This window comes from Streptomyces sp. NPDC041124 (genome assembly GCF_055592385.1).
Window position 1 is genome coordinate 57,050 of record NZ_JBVIYR010000008.1, and the last position, 18,740, is coordinate 75,789.

Genomic DNA, 18,740 nt, shown 5'->3' on the forward strand with positions numbered 1-18,740 from the left:
GGCCGCTCCCTCAGGCGGCCCACGGCGGCACGATGCGGGTGCCGTCGGCCAGGGTCGCCTCCAGGCCGTGGGACGTGGTGACCCAGGAGACGGCGGTCCCGCCGGTCGGGTTCTCGACGGCGAGGGTCGAGCCCGCGTGGACGATCACCGTGTCACCGGCGGTGACACGGTGCCGCGTGCCGTCGAGGGTCATCAGCAGCTCGCCGTCGAGCAGGTGGAAGATCTCCTCCCGGCTGACGGTGTGCGCGGGCGCCCGGGTCCCGGCGGGAATCTCGCCCCGCCAGGCACACAGCTCCCCGCTGCCGGTCGAGGGGGAGGCATACGAGACGAAGCGGGCGCCGTGCATCTCGTGGACGACGGCTTCGGACGGGCGGACGACGGGCATGGCGAACCTCCGCGATGACATATGGTCAAGTGACTTGACCATATGGTCAACCGTCTTGACCGTCGCGTCAAGGTGCTTCAATGCCTGCGTGCAGAACTCCGAGGCCATGGCCCTGTCCGCCGCCCTGCTCGCCGTCGCCGGAGAGCTCACCCGGCGCATCCACGACGGGGTGGCAGCCCACGGGTTCGAGGGGCTGCGGCCCGCGCACGGCTTCGCCTTCACCCGGCTCGCCCCGGACGGCGCGACGGTCACCGACCTTGCGGCCCACCTCGGGGTGACCAAGCAGGCCGCGAGTCAGCTCGTGGACGAGCTGGTGCGCAAGGGGTACGCCGAGCGCCGGCCGCACCCCGGGGACGCGCGGGCGCGGCTGGTGGTGCTCACCGGGGAGGGGTGGGCCTGCACCCGGGCGGCCGAGGAGGCGGCGGCGGAGGCCGTCGGGGCTTGGAGTGAGGTGCTGGGGGAGCAGGAACTGCGGGCGCTGCGTGAGCGGTTGCTGCGCATCGCGCCCGGCGGGCCGATTCGTCCCACTTGGTGACGCCTTATCAGGCGGAGGCGACCGTGCACGGGTCGATGCCGGAAGTTTTTGCCGACCCGTAACTTCCACCTGTGGCTACTCACCCGTAACTTGACGAGTGAACAGCATCCTCGTGATCCGGATCACAGGGCGTAGGACCCCACCCTTCCCCCTTGACCCGCAAGGAGATCACACGATGCTGCACTGGAAGCGGGTGATCAGACCGCTGGCGGCGTTCCTCCTGGCCGCCGCGGCCGTCACCGTCCCCTCCGCCGCGACTGCCCGGGCCGCCGCCGCACCCAGCTCGGGCTGGAACGACTACACGTGCGTGCCGTCCGCCACCCATCCCCGCCCCGTCGTCCTGGTCCACGGCACCTTCGGCAACTCCGTCGACAACTGGCTGGGCCTCGCCCCCTATCTGAAGCACCGCGGCTACTGCGTCTACTCCCTCGACTACGGGCAGCTCCCCGGTGTGCCCTTCTTCCACGGCCTCGGCCCCGTCGAGAAGTCCGCCGAGCAGCTCGACGCCTTCGTCGACAAGGTGCTCGCCGCCACCGGTGCCGACGAAGCCGACATCGTCGGCCACTCCCAGGGCGGCATGATGCCCCGCCACTACCTCAAGTTCCTCGGCGGAGCGGACGAGGTGAACGCCCTCGTCGGCATCGCCCCCAGCAACCACGGCACCACGCTCGGCGGCCTCACCGCGCTGCTGCCGTACTTCCCCGGCGCCCGGGACCTGCTGAGCGAGGCCACCCCCGCCCTCGCCGACCAGGTGGCCGGCTCCGACTTCCTCACCCGGCTCAACGCGGGCGGCGACACCGTGCCCGGCGTCCGCTACACCGTCATCGCCACCCGGTACGACCAGGTCGTCACCCCGTACCGCAGCTCGTACCTGACCGGACCGGACGTGCGCAACGTGCTGCTCCAGGACCTCTGTCCGGTCGACCTGTCGGAGCACCTGGCGATCGCGCTCTTCGACCGGATCGTCTTCCACGAGGTGGCCAACGCCCTCGATCCGGCCCGCGCGAAACCCACCACCTGCGCCTCGGCGTTCAGCTGACACGTGCGGGGGCCCTGTCCGGCCTGAGCCGCCGGACAGGGCCCCCGCGTCGGTCAGCGGCCGTGCCGCCCGGTCGCCGAGCGCCGCCGCGCGGAGGCGAACAGCGCCGCCGAGCCGAGGGCCAGCGCCGCGGCACCGCCGGCCATCAGGTACGGCGTACCGGAGTCGCCGCCGGTCTCCGCGAGGTTCTGCGCGGCTCCGGCCGCCTTGGGCTGGTTGGGGGAGTCGTCGGCGTCCGGAGCCGGGTCGTCGCCCGCCGGGGCCGGCTTCGCCGAGGTGCTGGGGTCGTCGTCACCGTGCCCGTGGTTCTCGATGGTCGACTTCTCGGCGCCGTCCCTGATCTGCCGCTCGGACGGGGCGGAGGCCGTCGGTGCCGGGACCGCCGCCTCCCCGGGGGCGTCGCCGGAGCCGGAGGCCTCACCGCCGCCGGACCCGTCCCCGCCCGCCGGGGCCCCGCCGCCCGCCTCGGACCCGCCGCCGAAGGTGACGTCCGAGCACGAGTAGAACGCCTCCGGGCTGTCCGACCGCTGCCACACCGCGTACAGCAACTGCTTGCCGGAGCGCGCGGGGAGGGTCCCGCCGAACGTGTAGAAGCCGCCCGACGCGGCCGGGTCGGTGGAGGTGGCCACCGGGTTGGCCAGGTCCAGGTCGTCCCAGGCCAGCGGCTGTGACGGGTCGTAGCCGGGCTTGGTGATGTACACCGTGAAGGTCCCCTTGTGCGGGGCCGTCACCCGGTACTTGAAGGTGTACGAGCCGCTGCTCACGCTCGTCGCCGGCCAGTCGGCGCGGGCCAGGTCGAGGCCCTTGAACGCCGCGTCGCCCGCGCTGCACAGCGTGCCGTCGGCGATGAGCTCCCGGTGGCGTCCGCCGGCGTCGCCTATGCGGACGCCGTTCCAGTCGTAGAGCGCCTGGGCGCCGCCGGCCGCGACCGCCGCCTTGCACGCCGCCGACGTGGGGCTCTCCGGGCCCTCGGCGTAGCACTGGGCGACCCGGCTGACCGGGTCGCCCATCGAACCGTGCGCCGACGCCGGAGCGGCGGACAGCCCGGTCAGGGCGAGCGGGACGAGACCGGCGGCGACAGCGGCCTTGCGGCGTGCGGACATGGGGCAGCAACTCCTCGACAACGGCGGTCTGTGGAACCTTCGGGGGAATCCCGTGGGGGTGGCTCAGAAGCTAGCGGTGAGGAACCGTGAAATCGCCTGTCGAAGGCCCCGGAGGGGGATCCTTATGGCCGCGTTAAGGGAGTGCTCAGGCTGGGATCAGGTAGGTAGCGTGCGCGCATGACCGATGAGCGGATCCGCCCGGCCGTTCCCGCCGACGTCCCCGACGTGCGGGAGGTGATCGACGCGGCGTTCCGGCCGTACATCGCGCGCATCGGGCTGGTGCCGGTGCCCATGGCGGCGGACCACGCGGCGAACGTGGCCGCGGGCAGGGTGTTCGTGGCGGAAACGCCGGCGGGAGGCGCGGCGGGTGCCGCGCGGGTGACCGGTCTCGTCGTGGTCGAGCCGCGCGCGGACCACCTGTACCTGGACACCGTCGCCGTCCGCCCCGAGGCGCACGGCACCGGGGTGGGACGGCTGCTGCTGGAGTTCGTGGACGCACGCGCCCGTGTGCTCGGGCTGCCCGAGATCAGGCTCTTCACGCACGCCCTGATGGGGGAGAACCAGCGGATCTACCCGAAGTTCGGCTACGAGGCCGTGGAGCGCGGGACCACCGGGCCCTACGACCGGATCCACTACCGCAAGCGGCTGGAGTGAGTCCTGGACCGCGGGTGCGGTCAGCCGTCCGGCCACCAGGTGCGGGCGATGTCCTCGCGGACCTCGGGTCGTCCCGCGGGGCGCTCGTCGGCCTCCTCACGGACCCGGCGGGTGTCCGTCTTCCTCGGGGGCTTCTGCACGGTGACACGGCGCATGACTGCCTCCTTCAGGGTCCACCGGGTTCCGCGTTCTCACGGAGGCAGACCTTTCGGGGGAGAGTTCCCCATCGGCCCCCCGCTGTCTGTGGCGGCGGTCACGAATCGATTGTCAGTGGCAGGTGTCACCCTGGCCCCATGACCACGATCGACGGTGACGGTACCTGCACGGACGGTGTCGACTGGGACGCGCGGGCCGCCGACTTCGACGAGGAGCCGGACCACGGGCTGCGCGACCCGCGGGTGCGCGCCGCCTGGGCCGCGCGTCTGCGCGCCTGGCTGCCCGGCCCGGCCGGTGACGTCCTCGACCTCGGCTGCGGCACCGGCAGCCTGTCGCTCCTCGCGGCCGAGCAGGGGCACCGGATCACCGGTGTCGACCGGTCCCCGGCGATGGTGGCGCTCGCCCGGCAGAAGCTCGCCGGGCGGGACGCGGTGTTCCTGCTCGGCGACGCGGCGTCCCCGCCGGTCGGTGGAGAGCGCTACGACGCCGTCCTCGTCCGGCACGTGCTGTGGACCCTGCCCGAGCCCGGCCGGGTGCTGCGGCACTGGAGGGACCTGCTGCGGCCGGGCGGGCGGCTCGTCCTGGTCGAGGGGGTGTGGGGGACGGTGAGCCCGGCCGGCATACCGGCGGACCGGCTCACCGCCCTCCTGGCCCCGCTCGGCGGACGGGTGCGGGTGGAGCACCTGTCCGGGGACCCGGCACTGTGGGGCCGGGAGGTGGACGACGAGCGTTACGCGGTGCTCGCGGTCCCCGGGTGAGCCGCGGACTCAGGCGAGCAGCGTGCCGATCCCGTCCTCGCGGGCCCGGGCGTCCAGCTCGTCGAGGGCGGCCACCGCGGCGGCCGCCGCCTCGGGGTCCGTGGTGAGCAGACCGCTCGCCGCGAACTCGTCCTCGTCCAGTCGCCGTACGTCCGTGCCGTCCGCGGAGACCCACAGGTCCAGGTCGAGGTCCTCGACGACCAGCCGGCCACCGGAGAGCGCCGCCGGGCGGGTGATGTCGCAGTAGTGCCCCTTGAGGGCGCCGTCGGAGGTACGGACCTCCTTCACCGAGTACCACCGGTCGCGCCAGTAGTGCTCCGTGAAGACGTCCCCGGGCTCGAAGCGCACGAAGCCGAAGTCGCGCACGCCGCTGCCCGCCCAGGGGGCGCGCACGCTGACGCGCGTGCCGTCGTCGCCGAGCAGCTCGGCCGGGTAGCGGATCTTCATCCGCCCCGCCTTGACGAGGACGACCTCCACCCGCGCCGGTCCGTCAGCCGAGTTCGCGGACATACCGCACCTCCGTCCCGCAGATCTCGTAGCCGAACCACTGGTTGATCGCGATCATCGGCCCGTTCCCGGTGTCGTTGCCCGTGAACGCCTCCGTGTACCCGGCGGCGCGGGCCCGATGCAGGGAGTCGTTCTTGGCGAGCTTGGCCAGGCCCCGGCCGCGGTGGGCGCGGGCCGTGCCCGTCATGCCCGTGGAGTAGCGGGTGCCGCCGTCCGTGCGGGCCGCGGAGAACGCGGCGGGGCGGCCGTCGACCAGCGCCACCGTGGTCAGCTCGGCGCTGAACAGCGGGTGCCGCCAGGTCTCCGCCAGCCAGGCCTCGTAGTCGGTGAACTCGGTGTCCACATCGCTCGGCTCGTCCGCCGTGGTCTCCGCGTCCAGCTCGAACAGCGGGCGCGGATCGGCGGCGAAGGCCGAGGCCGGGCGCAGCTCCACGCCCGGCGGCGGGTCCTGGAGCGGGGGCAGGGTGCCCTTCGCCAGGTCCAGGCGGAGGAAGTGGGCGGAGCGGCTCGCCCGGTATCCGTGCGCCTCGGCGAAGGCGCGGTTGCCCGGCGCGTCCAGCACCCACGCGAGCAGCCGCGTCGCCCCGTGCGCCAGCAGGTGCTCCTCGGCGGCGCGGACCAGCAGCGTCCCGGCGCCCCGGCGGGTGTGCTCGGGGTGCACGTACACGTTGACGTTGCCCTGGCCCGGCTCGGCGCTCTCGTGGGTCAGGTGCACCTGTGCCGTGCCGATCACCTCGCCGCCGGCCACGGCCACGAGGGGCCGGTAGCGGGCGTCGGGGTGCAGCTGGGTGAGGTCGTGCGCCAGGGACTCGGGTGTGACGAGGAGGAACGGCAGCGCGGCCTGCCGGACGCGGGCGAAGCCCGCGAGGTCGGCGGGGGCGTCGGAGCGCAGATCGCGGACGGTCACTGTCATGTGGGCGCACGCTACGGGGGAAGCGGCCGGGGACGCCTCCGAATTTCGGGCCGGTGGGGGTGTTCTGGGCGGTGCGGCGGCGGGGCGGGGTGCGGGACAATCGGGCCGTGACCTTGAAGATCCATATCGATGACGGCGCACCGCCGTACGAGCAGGTGCGGGCGCAGATCTCCGAGCAGGCCCGGGCGGGGGTGCTGCCGGTGGGGTACCGGCTGCCGACGGTGCGGGGGCTGGCCGGGACGCTCGGCCTGGCGGCGAACACGGTGGCCAAGGCGTACCGGGCGCTGGAGGCGGACGGGGTGATCGAGACGCGGGGCCGCAACGGGACGTTCGTCGCCGCGGCGGGGGCGGGGGCGGCACGGGAGCTGGCGTCCGCCGGGCAGGATTACGCGGCGAGGGCGCGGCGGCTGGGGTGCTCGGAGGAAGAAGCGATGGCCGCTGTACGGGATGCCCTGCGGGCGGCCTACGAGTGAGCGCCGTCGCGGTAGGGGTCTGACCCCGGGTGCGGGTCCGTAAGGGCTGGTCGCGCAGTTCCCCGCGCCCCTGAGGGGTCGGGGTGGGCGTCGGCCGGGTGGTTCAGCGGGCTTCTGAGGGGGTGGGGGCGACGGGGAGGTGGGCTGTGTGGGCCAGGTCGGTGAAGGTCCTGGCGTTGGCGACCGCTGCCGCGTTCGGGTCGTTGTTGAAGTACGCGTGGACGTCCTCGCCCGCGGGCCAGGCCGAGGCGATGCGGTCGAGCCAGGTGCGCAGGGACTGGCGGCCGTAGAGGGGCCAGGGGTGGGCCCGGCCCTGGTGGAAGCGGACGTAACCCCAGTCGGCGGTGCGCCACAGCGGGGTCGCGGGACGGGACAGCACGTCGGCCCAGCACAGGGCGGCGCCCCGGGACTCCAGTACGGCGCGGACCTGCGGCGTCCACCAGGACGGGTGGCGCGGCTCGACCGCGACGCGGACCGACTCCGGGAAGCGGCGCAGGCACGCGTGCAGCAGCGCCGGGTCGGCCCGGAGGGTGGGCGGGAGCTGGAGGAGGACCGGGCCGAGGCGGTCGCCCAGCCCGGCCGCGCGGCACATCAGGCGCTGCACCGGCTCCTCGGGCTCGCGCAGCCGTCTGACGTGCGTCAGGTAGCGGCTCGCCTTGACCGCGACGACGAAACCCGGCGGGGTGCGCTCCCGCCAGGACACGAAGGTCTCCCGGGACGGCAGCCGGTAGAAGGCGTTGTTGATCTCGACCGTGGCGAAGTGCGCCGTGTACTCCTCCAGCCAGAGCCGCACCGGAAGACCGGCCGGATACAGCACTCCGCGCCAGTCCTTGTACTGCCACCCCGACGTGCCGACGAACAGGGTCATGCGTCCATCGAAGCACCTACAGGTACAGGCCCGCGTCCGCGTCGCCGCGCGGTTCCGGGAGCGCCGTCGGGGAGGTGCCCCGGCGCAGGGCGTACAGCTCGGCCAGCGTCGCGCCCTCGCGTCCGACGCCCTCCTCGCGGCCCAGCCAGTCCACCGCCTCGGTACGGGTCAGCCGGTCGACCTCGATCCGGGCGAGGCAGCGGCCGGGGCGGACCACGGCCGGGTGCAGGCGTTCCAGGTCCTCGTTGGTGGTGACCCCCACCAGCACGTTGCGGCCCTGGCCGAGCAGTCCGTCCGTCAGGTTGAGCAGGCGGGACAGGGCCTGCCCGGCGGTGTGCTTGGCCTCGCCGCGGATCAGCTCGTCGCAGTCCTCCAGGAGCAGCAGCCGCCAGCGGCCCTTGCCTGACCCGTCCTCCTCGCCGATCGCGATGTCCATCAGGTAGCCGACGTCGGAGAAGAGCCGTTCGGGGTCCAGGACGCAGTCGACCTGGCACCAGTCGCGCCAGGACCGGGCCAGCGTGCGCAGCGCGGAGGTCTTGCCGGTGCCCGGCGGACCGTGCAGCAGGAGCAGCCGGCCCGCGATGTCCTCGGGCGTGGTCTTCATCAGGCGGTCCATCGCGTCCGCCACCGGCGCGGTGTAGTTGGGCCGGATCTCCTCCCAGGTGCCCGCGGAGATCTGCCGGGTGGTGCGGTGCGGGCCGCGGCGCGGGGAGACGTACCAGAAGCCCATGGTGACGTTCTCCGGCTGCGGTTCGGGCTCGTCGGCCGCGCCGTCGGTGGCCTCGTCCAGGACCAGCGCCGCGAGTTCGGCGCTGATCGCGGTGACCGTGACGTCGGCGCCCCGGTTCCAGCGGGAGACCAGCAGCGTCCAGCCGTCGCCCTCGGCCAGGGTGGCGCTGCGGTCGTCGTCCCTGGCGAGCCGCAGCACCCGCGCGCCCGCGGGCAGCAGGGTCGCGCCGGAGCGCACGCGGTCGATGGTGACGGCGTGCGAGTACGGCTGCTCGCCCGTCGCGAAGCGGCCGAGGAACAGCGCGTCGACGACATCCGACGGGGAGTCGCTGTCGTCGACGTTGAGCCGGATCGGCAGGGCGTCGTGCGGTTGCGCGGACATGCCGCCATGATCGGTCACCGGGGCGCCGCGTGCACCCGGTTTCCGGGGCGCGCACCCGGCCGCCCGGTCGCGCGCCGGGTGTGTTCAGCCGCGGGGGCGGCGGACCAGCCGTGCGGCCTGCCGGGTGCATCGCGTACCCCTCGGTCAGGGCGCGGTCCCGGGCGAGGACGCGGGTGAGGGAACGCCCGTCCACCAGCCGTTCGAAGTCGGCAGTGGACGTGGACCTGCGCACCGTCACGCGCCGCAGGGCGTAGGGCCCCTGGGCGCGGCGGGCGAGGCCGTTGCCGACGGCGAGGGCCTGGGCAGCCGGTCCTCGTCGAGCCGGTCGAGCTGCGGGGGGCTGTGCCCGCCGATCTCCACACCGGCGGCGCCGAGTTCGCGCACCTGGTCCCGGTCGAGGATGGTGTCCGGTCCGCCGCCGTTGTCGTGCGGCCCGCGCAGCCAGCCGGTGGAGACGAACAGGGTGGCCGGGAATCCGTGCGCGGCCGGCACGGGCAGGGCGTGGCGGTGCACTCCCTCGTAGCCGTCGTCGAGCGTGACTTCGCGCCCTGAAGCGTCGGATGCCGGGCTTCGATCCGACGTACCCCGTTGGGGGCGTCAAGAGCCGAAAGTCCCTACGGCCTGATGTGGTCCGGGATTGAATGAGTAACAATTTTGGCATGGACACTTCCAGTCAACACGCGTAGTTGGTACGACGGTTGCGGCAGAGATCCTGCTCAAGGGAGGTTCCATGAGACGTTCCCGGCCCCTGCTCTTCCTCGGCACGCTCCTCCTCGCCGCCACCACCGCCCTCACCGGGGCCACCGCGGCCCAGGCGTCCCCACAAGCCGCCGACGGCTACGTGGCGCTGGGTGACTCCTACTCCTCCGGTGTCGGAGCCGGCAGCTACACCGCCGAGAGCGGCGACTGCAAGCGCAGCACCAAGGCCTACCCCTACCTCTGGCAGGCCGCCAACTCGCCCTCGTCCTTCGCTTTCACGGCCTGCTCGGGCGCCCGGACCACTGATGTCCTCTCCGGGCAGCTCGGCCCGCTCTCCACCTCCACCGGCCTGGTCTCGATCAGCGTCGGCGGCAACGACGCCGGATTCGCCGACGTCATGACGACCTGTGTGCTCCAGTCCGACAGCACCTGCCTCAACCGGATCGCCACCGCGCGTGCGTACGTCGAGTCGACGCTGCCCGGCAGGCTCGACAGCGTCTACACCGCGATCCGCGACCGCGCGCCGAACGCCCAGGTCGTGGTGCTCGGCTACCCCCGCTTCTACAAGCTCGGCACCTTCTGCGTCGGACTCTCCGAGACCAAGCGGAAGGCGATCAACGACGCCTCCGACCTCCTGAACAACGCCATCGCCCAGCGCGCCAGGGCGCACGGCCTCACCTTCGGCGACGTCCGCACCACCTTCACCGGCCACGAGATCTGCTCCGGCAACTCCTGGCTGCACAGCGTGGACTGGCTCAACATCGGCAACTCCTACCACCCGAAGGCCGCCGGCCAGTCGGGCGGATACCTGCCGGTGCTCGACGCGGTGGCCTGATCCGTCACTGCCCGTCGTCGTCCGGACCGGAGGGCGAAGCGGAGGCCCCGCCCGTCGGGGTCTCCGTCTCGCACGTCACCGAGAACGGCACCGTCTTCGAGGTGGTGCGCACCGGCTCACGGACCTCGACACCGATCCCGCTCCCGAAGGTCCCGCGCTCCGCTGCTCACTGCCCGGTTCTTCGGACACGGTGCCCCCATCGCCTCCAGGCGAATACACCCTTTCCTCATGAAAGTAGCTCAGCCGAGTGCGGATGCCGCCCCCCTGAACACCAGTCCGGCTCCCAGGGCCACGACGACGAACGCCGACCCCAGGGGCGCACTCCGTCGCACCAGCGCGGCCCAGGGTGCCGCCGTCCAGCGGGAGCGCCGGTCCAGCAGCCGGGTCATGCCGCTGCCGGCCCTGACGACCGCGTACCCGGCCGCGGTGAGGGTGAGGGCCAGCCCGGCGCCGTACGCGACGACGAGCAGCAGCCCGAACCAGGCCTGTCCGAGGGCGGCGGCGCCGACCAGCACCACGACGGCGGACGGACTGGGCACCAGCCCCCCGGCGAAGCCGAGCAGGATCGCGCCGCGCAGGGTGGGTGCGGCGGGATGGGTGTGGGTGTGACCGCCGTGGGTGTGCTCGATGTGGCCGTGCGGGTGCGGGTGCGGGTGCGGATGGTCATGGGGGTGGTCGTGGTCGTGGTCGTGAGGGTGCGGGTGGGTGTGCGTGGGGTGGTTTCCCTGGTCGCGGTGGCGCAGGGCACGGCGTACGAGGCTCGCGCCGGCCGCGGTGACCAGGAGGCCGCTCGCGATGCCCAGCCAGGCGATCACCGAGGGCGCGGCGGCCGAACCGGCGGTGACCAGCAGGCCCAGGGCGACCACGCCGAGGGTGTGGGTGACCGTGACCGAGGCGGCCATGGGCAGCACGTCCCGCAGGCGGGCCCTGCCCCCGCGTGCCGCCGCCGTCGCCGCCATCAGGGTCTTGCCGTGACCGGGGGCGAGCGCGTGCGCCGCCCCGAGGAACACGGCGATCAGCAGGGCGAACGCGGCGAGGCCGACGGTCAGGTCCTGCCGGGCGACCAGGTCGTCGAGCGCGCGGGTCCAGCGGTCGGCGCCGCGCGGCAGCACCGAGGAGGCCGGTGCGTCCGGCTCCTCCTCGGCCAGCGCGGGCCCGCCCGGGCGGACGCGCAGGTCCGCGGTCCTGGTGTCGGCGGGGGTGGAGAGCGACTCCTCGGGATAACGGGTCAGTTCGCGGGACAGCGAGTCCGCGGGGACGTCCGATCCGGTGAGGGTCGTACGGTCGCCCCGCGCGGTGATCTCCCGCCAGCCGGGCCCGGACGAGGCGCCCGCCTGGCGGAAGCGGACCTCCACCGGTTCGCCCTCCGGCAGGGGCGCGGTCAGCCCGCACTCCACGCGCAGGGTGTCGAGCCCGGCCTGGCCGGGCCGTACCCGTGCGCGGGCCTCGCGCACGCTCAGCGCGACCGCACGGCCGTCGACGCGCACCCCGCTGTCCCGCGCGGCGGTGGCACAGCGTTCCCGGGCCCAGGCGTCGAGCCCCCGCCGCTCGATCTCCGGCCCCGCCTGGGTGGCCGGGATCTCGGCGAGGTCCTCGACGTGGTGGACGCGGAGTTCACCGGGCGCGGCCACCAGCCCGTCGAAGCGGTTCACGGTGAAGTTGCCCAGCGGGTGCGCGCCGGCCGCGCCGGCCGGGCCCAGCGCGAGCGCGCAGGCGGCGGCGAGGACGGCGGCACCGGCGGCCACGCGACGACGGGAGGTCACCGTGCCGCCCCCAGGTCCTCGAGGGCGGCGCGGGCCGCGGCGGCGCCCACCGGTGAGAAGCCGGGGTTCAGCTCCAGCGCGGCGGTCAGGGAGTCACGGGCGGCGCGGTCGTGGCCCGCCGCCTTCTCGATCATGCCCCGGTGGTAGAGGAAGGCGGCGTTGCGGTAGCCCGTGGCCGTGGCGCGGCGGGCGAGCGGAAGGGCCTCCTGGTGACGGCCGTTGACGTGCAGCGCCCAGGCCAGGGCGTCCGCGGTGTGCACACTGTGCCGCCGGTCCCACTCCGCTCGGGCCGCGCGCAGCGCCTCACCGGCGTCCCCGTGATCGGCGGCGGCGAGCGCGGTGTCGAGGTCGACGTCGACACCGCCGACGCGGGCCAGGGAGGTCCAGGCGTCGACGAGGGCGTACTGGTCCCGCGCCTTCGCGCGGTCACCCTCGCCGCCGCGTGCCTCGTACAACTCGCCGAGGGCGACCAGCGGTCCGGGCAGCGGGGAGCGGGCGACCACCTGCTCCAGCGTCTCGACGGCCCCCGCGCGGTCACCGCTCGCGGCCTGCGCGCGCGCCCGGCCCTCGAGCGCGGGGAGATGGTCCTCGTCGGCGGCGAGCGCACGCGCGTAGTGCGTGAGAGCCGAGCCGTGATCGCCTTGGTTCCACGCCAGTTGCCCCAGTGCGGTCGCGACGTACGCCACGTCGGCGGGTGACGAGGCGCTGTCCAGGGCCCGTCGCAGGACCTCCCGCGCGGTGCGCACGTCACCGCGCAGCTCCCGCACGTAGGCGTACCGCGTGAACACGGGCACCCCGGGCCGCCTGCGGTCGGCGGTGACGGCGGCCCGCGCGGCCTCCTCGTACCGGCCGAGTTCGACCAGGGCGTCGATGCGGGAGCACAGCGCGCGCTCGCTGTAGGGGTTCTGCGCCAGGGCCCGGTCGGCGTGCTCCAGGGCGCCGGTGAAGTCGTGCCGCGCGGCGGCGAGGGCGGCCTGTCCGGCGAGGGCGGGTTCGTTGCCGGGTTCGAGGGCGAGGGAGCGCGCGAGGGCGCGCTCGGCCGGCGGGTAGCGCGACGGGTCCCCCTCGGTCCGTGCCTGCTCCACGTAGGCGGTCCCCAGGGTGGCCCACCCGCCGTGGTCGCGGGGCTGGAGCCGCAGGTGCTCCCGCAACGACCGTATCCCGGCCCCTAGATCCCCTCCGGCGAGCGCGCCGGCCGCGAACGCCCCGCCCGCCGGAGCCGCGTCCCGCGCGCCGTCCCGGCCGCCTGGGACCGCGATGCTCCCGGCGGTCAGCGCGACGGCCAGCAGGACGGCGCACGTGGCGGCGTGCAGCCCTCTCCCGCGCCGCGCGGCAGCGGCGAACCGCCGCAGCACCGCGCCCCGCCCCGCACCGCCCCGCGTGTCCTCGAGCCCGGGGCCTTCGGGTCCTGACGCCGGTGCCGGAGCCGGTTCCGCCGGGCGGTGCCCCCGGGCCGGGTGCGCGCCGGCGGCGGGCGGGCGCGGGGTCTCGGGAGGGTGTTCGTGACGGGGCGCCGCCTGTTCGCCGTCGTTCGTGGACACGGCCATGGACTCTCCTCGGTGTTCGGCGGCGCGGCCCGCGCCGTGGGGGTGGGTGGGACGGGCCGCGCCTGCTGTGGGGGACGGGCCGGGTGCCGGCCGCCGGGATCAGTACGCCCGGCTCCGCATCCGGCGCCACCACATCAGCGCCGTGCCGATCAGCAGCAGCCCGCCCGCGCCCGCACCCGCGGACGCGGCGATCAGGGTGGTGTCGTCGCCGTCCTCCGCGCCCGCCGGGCGCAGCGCGTCACCGAGCTGGTTGCGCACGTCGTTCCCGCCGTCCACGCCCTTCGCGAGCGGTCCGCGCGACCCCTCCGTCGGGTTCGCCAGGTACGGGAAGGCCGCGCCGAACTTCTTGTCGTTGGCGTCGACCGCGTCGCCCAGGTCGTTCTCCGCGCCGACCAGTTCGCCCTCGACGACCTGGAGCGCCGCGTCGATCACGTCGTCCGTCAGCCGGCGCCCGTTGGGGAAGCCGGCGTTGTCCCCGTCCAGGACGCCCAGCCGCTTCGGCTCGGCGGCCGGTTCGATCGAGGTGTTGAGGCGCAGCATCTCCGACGGCGTCACGTGCGGGGGCTGGTTGAGCCCTTCGACGCCCTTCAGGAAGACGTTCACCAGGTCCTCGCGGGGCTCCTTCGGCGCGGGGATCTTGTAAATGGCCTCGATGAGCTTCGGCAGCTCCGGCTCGGTGACGTTCTTCAGGAACTGCGCGTCGTCCTGCGGGCCGGACGCGTTGAACGTGTCCTTGTCCTTCAGCGGGTTGACGACCTCGTTCACCAGCGGGTTGCCCAGCCGGGACACCTGCACGAAGTGCCCCTCGGCGTTCTCGCGCCGCGTCGTCGACCAGATGCCGACCACCGGCTGCTCCGCCGACTCGGTGATCATGTCGGTGGGGACCTGGAGGGCGAGCGAGTTGACGTTGTAGCCCTTCAGCGTGTCGTTGCCGACCTCGGTGAGGTCCCCGCCGTACAGCAGGTCGAAGACCCGCAGGTCGAGGAAGAACGGGTCGTCGGCCTGACCGGCGAACGTCGTCGCCCCGCCGGCGAGTTCGCGTACGGCCTGCCCCCGCAGCGTGTCGTAGTCCGGCATGGAGGCCTTGCCGACGTTCGACGGCGCGACGGGGACGTCGTCCGCGACCTTGGTGCGTGACACCGCCTTGTGGTTCCTCAGCTTCAGCAGCTCGATGTCGTAGGTCTGCGTGATGTTGAGATCCGGGTCGTCCAGGGAGGTGACCGGGCCCGTGTTGTAGAGGAACGTCCTGTCGTTCTTCACATGGGTCCTGAAGGTGTAGCGGAAGAGCAGGTCGCCCTGCGCGTCACCGTCGTTGTCGATGTGGATGTCGTACTGGGCGTCCTCGGCGAACGTGAAGAAGTTCGGTCCGCCGGCCGGCTCCTCGAAGGGGATCCAGTTCGCGATGATCGTCGTCGTGTCCGGCTTGTCGGGGCTGACGAACGCGTACAGGTCCGTGTTGTCGTACTGGGGGGTGCCCGAGATCAGCGGGGCCTCCCGGTGGGAGGAGGCGGAGGCCGCCTCGGGTTCCAGCGCGGTCACGCCGGCGGCCGCGAGGCCCCCGGCGGCCAGCGCACCGCAGATCAGGGTCGCGAGACTCCTGCGCCCCGCACCGGTCCTGGAGTTAGGTGTCATGCCGTCCGTCCTCAGTGCCAACTTGCCTGACGCACTGGCATTCGGAGCGTGTGCCGAGCCGGATTGGTGGACTTCACGAAGTCGTTGCCCGCCCCCTTACGCCGTGACGCGGCGCACGTGGCATTTCTCGCCGCCGACCCGCGTTTTCGGCCCGGTGATCCGTACTTACCGTCCGGAGGCGCGCTCGCCGCGCACGCCGCGAGTGACCGGGCGGCCCGGCGGGGCCGGGAGAGGGGGAGCGCGTTGGAGGCGGACGAACTGCTGGTGCTTGTGGCCACGGGCGACCAGAAGGCGTTCGAGGATCTGTACGGGCTGGTCTCCGGCCCCGTGTACGGGTTGGTGCGGCGCGTGGTGCGCGACCCCGCCCAGTCCGAGGAGGTGGCGCAGGAGGTGCTGCTGGAGCTCTGGCGCTCCGCCACGCGGTTCGACCCGGGCCGGGGCAGCGCGCTGTCCTGGGTGCTCACCCTCGCCCACCGCCGCGCCGTCGACCGGGTGCGCAGCGCCCGCGCGGCCGGCGAACGCGAGCAGCGCGAGGCCCGGCGCGGTCACGGTCCCGCCTTCGACCAGGTCGCCGAGGAGGTCGAGGCCGGCCTCGAACGCGAGTGGGTACGCCGCTGCCTGGACCGTCTCACCACCCTCCAGCGGCAGTCGGTCACCCTCGCCTACTACGACGGCTACACCTACCGGGAGGTGGCCGAGCGGCTGTCGCTGCCGCTGGGCACGGTCAAGACCCGCATGCGGGACGGGCTGACCCGCCTGCGCGAGTGCCTGGGAGGCGCGGCATGAGTCTGTTCGGCCGACTGGGATCCCGCGGTGATCCGCACTCGCTGGCCGCCCCGTACGCTCTCGACGCCCTCGAGCCCGCCGAGCGCGTCCGCTTCGAGAGGCATCTGAGGTCCTGCGGCCGCTGCGCCGCCGAGGTGCGCGACCTCGCCGAGGACGCCGTCCGCCTCGCCTGGTCCACGGCGGCCCCCGCGCCGCCCGCGATGCGGGACCGGGTGCTGGCCGCCGTACGCACCACCGCGCAGGAGCCCGCGCCCCGGGACGGGGCCCGCGCACGGGCCCCGCGGCTGCCGCCCCATGTCTGGGGCGCCGCACCCCCGCCGCGCGTCCGGGACCGGCGCAGGTCCCCCCTGTTCGTGCCGTTCGCGACCGCGACCGCCGCGGCGGCGCTCGTCGTCGCCGCCCTCTTCGCCGTGCAAGCGGGCCGCACGCAGGACCGGCTGGACGCCGAACGCGACCGGGGACGTGAGATCGCCCACGTTCTCGCCGCCCCGGACGCCCGCGCGAGCAGCGGCCGGGACGCGCGCGGCGGCACGATCGGAGTGGTGGCCTCCGCATCGACGCGCAGCGCGGTCGTCACTCTGGGCGGATACGGCGACCCTCCGAACGGACGTGTGCGCCAGCTCTGGCTCATGGGATCGGGGGAGCGGCCGCGTTCCCTGGGGCTTTTCGAAGGCGACACGCCCCTGGTGGCCTCCGGCCTCGACACCGACGCGACGTCACTCGCGGTGACCGTCGAGCCCGGTGGAGGGTCGCCGCAGCCCACCGGCCAGCCCATCATCCAACTCGCCCTGAAAACGGTCGGATTCGGAGAGTAGTCGTCGTGGGTTCGTCAACACCCTTACAGGGAAGGTGAATCCTGTGACCTCGATACACGAGTGCTCGCACGGGGCGATAGGGTTACCCTGCCCGGGCCGGGTGGACTCGTACGGGTGGGGAGTGACATGGAACAGATAACAGTGCGCAGCAGGGCCAGGGTCCCTGCGATCACCTGCGGCGGCAGCGCCAGCAGTTCGCGCCTCGACCGGCATCTCTCGGTCCTCGGTGGACCGGCGGTCCCGCCGCGCGAGACCGCCGAGGCGACCTCGCTGATGCGTGAGCTGACCGCGCGTGAGCCCGTGCACGGCCGTGGCGCCAGGAGCGCGCGGGCCCGGACGAGCCGCGTCTCGCTCTTCGCCCCGCTGCGCCGGCTGCGCCGCTCCCTGTTCGGCAGCCGGTAGGCGCCGGCGCCGGACGGGTCCACCGTTCCGGCGCAGCGCCCCGCCCCGCCGCTGCCGTCATCCCCGCGGCAGCACGGGGGCGCCCGGCGCACCGGATCGTCCTCACGTCCCCTCGCCGGCGCCCCCGGTCCCACCCGGCAGTGACCCCGGGGCCCGCCGGCTCCTCCTCACCGCGCCTCAGCTCCTGCCGTGCGCGTACTCGCGCACGGCGAGCGGCACGAACACCGCGAGCAGCACCGCGCACCAGGCCAGTGACCCCGCGACGGGATGCGTCACCGGCCATGCCGCGCCCTGCGGTACGGGCGCGTTGCCGAACAGGTCCCGCAGTGCCGTGGCCACCGCGCTGAACGGGTTCCACCCCGCCACCGTGCGCAGCCACCCGGGCAGTCCCTCGGTGGGGATGTAGGCGCTGGACACCCGGTGCACGTCCTGGGCCGACTGGAACATGCCGGTCCTCACCCCGCCCGCCGCCGTGGCCACCAGCAGTCCCGGCACCAGGAACGACCGGTACGCGGTGCCCGGCGCCGGACGCTCAGATCAGGGCGAGCTGGCCCTCCGGCCCCTCCTCGTGCGCGTCCAGCACCGAGGCCGGGCGGCGCGCGGCGGACGGCACCGGGAAGACGCCTGCCGCGCGCAGCTCGGCCGGGGTGATCGGGCCGGGGACCGCGGAGCCCGTCAACGCCGCCAGCTGGGGGCGCAGTTCGGCCAGCAGGGCGAGGACCGTGACGAGTTCCAGGAGCTCCGAGGTCCACGTCTGGGGCCATGCGGCGGGACGGATCGCGGCCAGCGTGCCCGGCTCGCCCGGCTCGGTGCGGGCCGCGCACCACCGCTCCAGCACCCGGACACCCCCGGCCTCGAAGTCCCAGGCCGCGGGGGGCACCGGGGAGACGCGGCCCTCGTCGAACAGCAGGGCCTCCTCGTCCCGGTCGTAGCGCACGGCCGACGGCCGGGAGGGCAGCGGGGCCCGGACGTAGGGGCGACGCCCGCCCGGCAGCTTCGGACGCTCCCCGTCGCGCCGCATCAGCCACAGCATGCGCCGCCCCACCGCCACGCCCCGCTCCCAGACCTCCGGATCCGCGGTGAGCGGCACCGCGAGGCCCGCGCGTGCGGGGCGTGCCACGGCCGTCGCCCAGGCGAGGACGTCCGAGGGGGAGACGCCCTGGCCGAGCCGGGCGGCGAGGTGGTCCGTCAGGCCCGGGGCCAGGTTGGGCTCGGCCGCGCCCGGCCGGCGGTACAGCGGGCGGACGCGTCCGGCGCGGAGGACGGGCAGCAGGGACGTGGCGAGCAGAGGCGGACCGACGGGGTCGTCCGCGGCGGCACCGGCCCGCGCGGTGCCCGCCTCTACGGCGAACACCTGCCGCTCGTCCGCCACCCGCCACAACTCGGGCCGGGCCGCGTCGATCAGCCGCTGGTCGGGGATCAGCCACTGTTCGTCGAAGGGGGCGAACAGGACCCGCACGGGTTCGGGGCACGGCCCCGAGGCGCGGGCCAGCTTCCGCGTGCCGCCGCCCTGCCCGGGCAACTGCCCGACCGCCGAGTAGGGGGTCCGGGAACGCGTGGGCCGGAACAGTGCCTCGCGGTCCGGCCCGTCGGCCTTCAGCAGGGCGTCCCAGCGGGCCTTCAGGGACGCCGCGTCGGGGGCCGCCGGCCACTCCCGGCCGAGCCGCGGCGGTGCGACGGACCACGGCATGAGGTCCGCGAGCAACGGAGCGTCGTCGTGCGTCACGCTGGGCATCGTACGGCCTGGGCTCCGTCGCCG

The 18,740-nt window shown here is 74.3% G+C and carries 21 protein-coding genes and 2 pseudogenes; 10 read left to right on the plus strand and 13 right to left on the minus strand.

Annotation, left to right across the window (positions count from 1 at the left end; all coding sequences use genetic code 11):
- Window positions 1-10: 10 nt before the first annotated feature.
- The gene (locus tag ACZ6A9_RS22090; protein WP_468987895.1) at window positions 11-385 is read right to left on the minus strand and encodes a cupin domain-containing protein; all 375 of its coding nucleotides are present in this window, start codon (window positions 383-385) and stop codon (window positions 11-13) included.
- Between the two features lie 88 nt (window positions 386-473).
- Here ACZ6A9_RS22090 and ACZ6A9_RS22095 point away from each other — a divergent pair, with 88 nt between their 5' ends.
- Window positions 474-920, plus strand: a complete 447-nt coding sequence (locus ACZ6A9_RS22095; RefSeq protein ID WP_468987897.1) for a MarR family winged helix-turn-helix transcriptional regulator — start codon at window positions 474-476, stop codon at window positions 918-920.
- Between the two features lie 175 nt (window positions 921-1,095).
- Complete coding sequence (locus ACZ6A9_RS22100; protein ID WP_468987898.1) at window positions 1,096-1,959, plus strand: esterase/lipase family protein; 864 nt, start codon at window positions 1,096-1,098, stop codon at window positions 1,957-1,959.
- Between the two features lie 53 nt (window positions 1,960-2,012).
- On the opposite strand, the gene ACZ6A9_RS22105 is transcribed toward ACZ6A9_RS22100, so the two are convergent.
- Window positions 2,013-3,062 (minus strand): lytic polysaccharide monooxygenase auxiliary activity family 9 protein, encoded by a 1,050-nt coding sequence (locus ACZ6A9_RS22105; RefSeq protein WP_468987899.1) that lies wholly within the window; start codon window positions 3,060-3,062, stop codon window positions 2,013-2,015.
- Window positions 3,063-3,239: 177 nt separating this feature from the next.
- Here ACZ6A9_RS22105 and ACZ6A9_RS22110 point away from each other — a divergent pair, with 177 nt between their 5' ends.
- On the plus strand, window positions 3,240-3,716 hold the full coding sequence (locus tag ACZ6A9_RS22110; protein ID WP_468987901.1) for a GNAT family N-acetyltransferase: 477 nt from the start codon (window positions 3,240-3,242) through the stop codon (window positions 3,714-3,716).
- A gap of 20 nt (window positions 3,717-3,736) precedes the next feature.
- Here ACZ6A9_RS22110 and ACZ6A9_RS22115 read toward each other — a convergent pair whose 3' ends face one another.
- Complete coding sequence (locus ACZ6A9_RS22115; protein WP_468459744.1) at window positions 3,737-3,871, minus strand: hypothetical protein; 135 nt, start codon at window positions 3,869-3,871, stop codon at window positions 3,737-3,739.
- Between the two features lie 138 nt (window positions 3,872-4,009).
- Here ACZ6A9_RS22115 and ACZ6A9_RS22120 point away from each other — a divergent pair, with 138 nt between their 5' ends.
- On the plus strand, window positions 4,010-4,630 hold the full coding sequence (locus tag ACZ6A9_RS22120) for a class I SAM-dependent methyltransferase (RefSeq protein ID WP_468987902.1): 621 nt from the start codon (window positions 4,010-4,012) through the stop codon (window positions 4,628-4,630).
- Between the two features lie 9 nt (window positions 4,631-4,639).
- Here ACZ6A9_RS22120 and ACZ6A9_RS22125 read toward each other — a convergent pair whose 3' ends face one another.
- On the minus strand, window positions 4,640-5,140 hold the full coding sequence (locus ACZ6A9_RS22125) for a ribonuclease FAU-1 family protein (RefSeq protein ID WP_468987904.1): 501 nt from the start codon (window positions 5,138-5,140) through the stop codon (window positions 4,640-4,642).
- Window positions 5,121-6,050 (minus strand): GNAT family N-acetyltransferase, encoded by a 930-nt coding sequence (locus ACZ6A9_RS22130; RefSeq protein WP_468987905.1) that lies wholly within the window; start codon window positions 6,048-6,050, stop codon window positions 5,121-5,123. The genes ACZ6A9_RS22125 and ACZ6A9_RS22130 overlap by 20 nt, the downstream gene beginning before the upstream one ends.
- On the opposite strand from ACZ6A9_RS22130, the gene ACZ6A9_RS22135 reads away from it, so the two are divergent.
- Window positions 5,953-6,183 (plus strand): hypothetical protein, encoded by a 231-nt coding sequence (locus tag ACZ6A9_RS22135; RefSeq protein WP_468987906.1) that lies wholly within the window; start codon window positions 5,953-5,955, stop codon window positions 6,181-6,183. The genes ACZ6A9_RS22130 and ACZ6A9_RS22135 overlap by 98 nt on opposite strands.
- Window positions 6,158-6,523, plus strand: coding sequence for a GntR family transcriptional regulator (locus ACZ6A9_RS22140; RefSeq protein WP_468987908.1), 366 nt, complete (start codon window positions 6,158-6,160; stop codon window positions 6,521-6,523). The genes ACZ6A9_RS22135 and ACZ6A9_RS22140 overlap by 26 nt, the downstream gene beginning before the upstream one ends.
- Window positions 6,524-6,626: 103 nt before the next feature.
- On the opposite strand, the gene ACZ6A9_RS22145 is transcribed toward ACZ6A9_RS22140, so the two are convergent.
- From ACZ6A9_RS22145 to ACZ6A9_RS22155, 3 genes and pseudogenes are all read right to left on the minus strand, one after another.
- Window positions 6,627-7,391 (minus strand): DUF72 domain-containing protein, encoded by a 765-nt coding sequence (locus ACZ6A9_RS22145; RefSeq protein WP_468987909.1) that lies wholly within the window; start codon window positions 7,389-7,391, stop codon window positions 6,627-6,629.
- A gap of 16 nt (window positions 7,392-7,407) precedes the next feature.
- Window positions 7,408-8,502, minus strand: coding sequence for a DUF5925 domain-containing protein (locus tag ACZ6A9_RS22150; protein WP_468987911.1), 1,095 nt, complete (start codon window positions 8,500-8,502; stop codon window positions 7,408-7,410).
- 106 nt (window positions 8,503-8,608) lie between these two features.
- Window positions 8,609-9,042 (minus strand): annotated as a pseudogene (locus ACZ6A9_RS22155) (polysaccharide deacetylase family protein); the annotation flags it as partial.
- 190 nt (window positions 9,043-9,232) lie between these two features.
- Between ACZ6A9_RS22155 and ACZ6A9_RS22160 the strand changes: the two are divergent.
- Window positions 9,233-10,036 (plus strand): SGNH/GDSL hydrolase family protein, encoded by an 804-nt coding sequence (locus ACZ6A9_RS22160; protein WP_468987913.1) that lies wholly within the window; start codon window positions 9,233-9,235, stop codon window positions 10,034-10,036.
- Window positions 10,037-10,275: 239 nt separating this feature from the next.
- Here ACZ6A9_RS22160 and ACZ6A9_RS22165 read toward each other — a convergent pair whose 3' ends face one another.
- From ACZ6A9_RS22165 to ACZ6A9_RS22175, 3 genes are all read right to left on the minus strand, one after another.
- The gene (locus ACZ6A9_RS22165; protein ID WP_468987915.1) at window positions 10,276-11,799 is read right to left on the minus strand and encodes a nickel transporter; all 1,524 of its coding nucleotides are present in this window, start codon (window positions 11,797-11,799) and stop codon (window positions 10,276-10,278) included.
- Complete coding sequence (locus ACZ6A9_RS22170; RefSeq protein ID WP_468987916.1) at window positions 11,796-13,346, minus strand: tetratricopeptide repeat protein; 1,551 nt, start codon at window positions 13,344-13,346, stop codon at window positions 11,796-11,798. Before ACZ6A9_RS22170 ends, ACZ6A9_RS22165 begins: the two co-directional genes overlap by 4 nt.
- Before the next feature lie 99 nt (window positions 13,347-13,445).
- Window positions 13,446-14,978 carry a DUF4331 domain-containing protein gene (locus ACZ6A9_RS22175; protein ID WP_468987918.1) on the minus strand — a complete coding sequence of 511 codons (1,533 nt, stop codon included), beginning with the start codon at window positions 14,976-14,978 and terminating at the stop codon, window positions 13,446-13,448.
- Window positions 14,979-15,095: 117 nt separating this feature from the next.
- On the opposite strand from ACZ6A9_RS22175, the gene ACZ6A9_RS22180 reads away from it, so the two are divergent.
- The 3 genes from ACZ6A9_RS22180 (at window position 15,096) to ACZ6A9_RS22190 (ending at window position 16,981) form a co-directional block, all read left to right on the plus strand.
- Window positions 15,096-15,764 carry a sigma-70 family RNA polymerase sigma factor gene (locus ACZ6A9_RS22180; protein WP_468987920.1) on the plus strand — a complete coding sequence of 223 codons (669 nt, stop codon included), beginning with the start codon at window positions 15,096-15,098 and terminating at the stop codon, window positions 15,762-15,764.
- A complete protein-coding gene (locus ACZ6A9_RS22185) occupies window positions 15,761-16,579 on the plus strand; it encodes an anti-sigma factor (protein WP_468987922.1) in 819 nt (272 codons plus the stop codon). Before ACZ6A9_RS22180 ends, ACZ6A9_RS22185 begins: the two co-directional genes overlap by 4 nt.
- A 126-nt stretch (window positions 16,580-16,705) precedes the next feature.
- Window positions 16,706-16,981: a hypothetical protein gene (locus tag ACZ6A9_RS22190; protein ID WP_468987924.1), complete on the plus strand. Its 276-nt coding sequence runs from the start codon at window positions 16,706-16,708 to the stop codon at window positions 16,979-16,981.
- Window positions 16,982-17,158: 177 nt separating this feature from the next.
- On the opposite strand, the pseudogene ACZ6A9_RS22195 reads toward ACZ6A9_RS22190, so the two are convergent.
- Window positions 17,159-17,503: pseudogene (locus ACZ6A9_RS22195) on the minus strand (ABC transporter permease); the annotation flags it as partial.
- Window positions 17,504-17,513: 10 nt separating this feature from the next.
- On the minus strand, window positions 17,514-18,716 hold the full coding sequence (locus ACZ6A9_RS22200; protein ID WP_468987925.1) for a type ISP restriction/modification enzyme: 1,203 nt from the start codon (window positions 18,714-18,716) through the stop codon (window positions 17,514-17,516).
- Window positions 18,717-18,740: the final 24 nt, after the last annotated feature.

Excerpts from the sequence above, each read along its gene's own strand:
- ACZ6A9_RS22090 (WP_468987895.1), bottom strand. The coding sequence starts at position 385 with ATGCCCGTCGTCCGCCCGTCCGAAGCCGTCGTCCACGAGATGCACGGC.
- ACZ6A9_RS22100 (WP_468987898.1), top strand. The coding sequence starts at position 1,096 with ATGCTGCACTGGAAGCGGGTGATCAGACCGCTGGCGGCGTTCCTCCTG.
- ACZ6A9_RS22105 (WP_468987899.1), bottom strand. The coding sequence starts at position 3,062 with ATGTCCGCACGCCGCAAGGCCGCTGTCGCCGCCGGTCTCGTCCCGCTC.
- ACZ6A9_RS22110 (WP_468987901.1), top strand. The coding sequence starts at position 3,240 with ATGACCGATGAGCGGATCCGCCCGGCCGTTCCCGCCGACGTCCCCGAC.
- ACZ6A9_RS22115 (WP_468459744.1), bottom strand. The coding sequence starts at position 3,871 with ATGCGCCGTGTCACCGTGCAGAAGCCCCCGAGGAAGACGGACACCCGC.
- ACZ6A9_RS22120 (WP_468987902.1), top strand. The coding sequence starts at position 4,010 with ATGACCACGATCGACGGTGACGGTACCTGCACGGACGGTGTCGACTGG.
- ACZ6A9_RS22125 (WP_468987904.1), bottom strand. The coding sequence starts at position 5,140 with ATGTCCGCGAACTCGGCTGACGGACCGGCGCGGGTGGAGGTCGTCCTC.
- ACZ6A9_RS22130 (WP_468987905.1), bottom strand. The coding sequence starts at position 6,050 with ATGACAGTGACCGTCCGCGATCTGCGCTCCGACGCCCCCGCCGACCTC.
- ACZ6A9_RS22145 (WP_468987909.1), bottom strand. The coding sequence starts at position 7,391 with ATGACCCTGTTCGTCGGCACGTCGGGGTGGCAGTACAAGGACTGGCGC.
- ACZ6A9_RS22150 (WP_468987911.1), bottom strand. The coding sequence starts at position 8,502 with ATGTCCGCGCAACCGCACGACGCCCTGCCGATCCGGCTCAACGTCGAC.
- ACZ6A9_RS22160 (WP_468987913.1), top strand. The coding sequence starts at position 9,233 with ATGAGACGTTCCCGGCCCCTGCTCTTCCTCGGCACGCTCCTCCTCGCC.
- ACZ6A9_RS22170 (WP_468987916.1), bottom strand. The coding sequence starts at position 13,346 with ATGGCCGTGTCCACGAACGACGGCGAACAGGCGGCGCCCCGTCACGAA.
- ACZ6A9_RS22175 (WP_468987918.1), bottom strand. The coding sequence starts at position 14,978 with ATGACACCTAACTCCAGGACCGGTGCGGGGCGCAGGAGTCTCGCGACC.
- ACZ6A9_RS22185 (WP_468987922.1), top strand. The coding sequence starts at position 15,761 with ATGAGTCTGTTCGGCCGACTGGGATCCCGCGGTGATCCGCACTCGCTG.
- ACZ6A9_RS22190 (WP_468987924.1), top strand. The coding sequence starts at position 16,706 with ATGGAACAGATAACAGTGCGCAGCAGGGCCAGGGTCCCTGCGATCACC.
- ACZ6A9_RS22200 (WP_468987925.1), bottom strand. The coding sequence starts at position 18,716 with ATGCCCAGCGTGACGCACGACGACGCTCCGTTGCTCGCGGACCTCATG.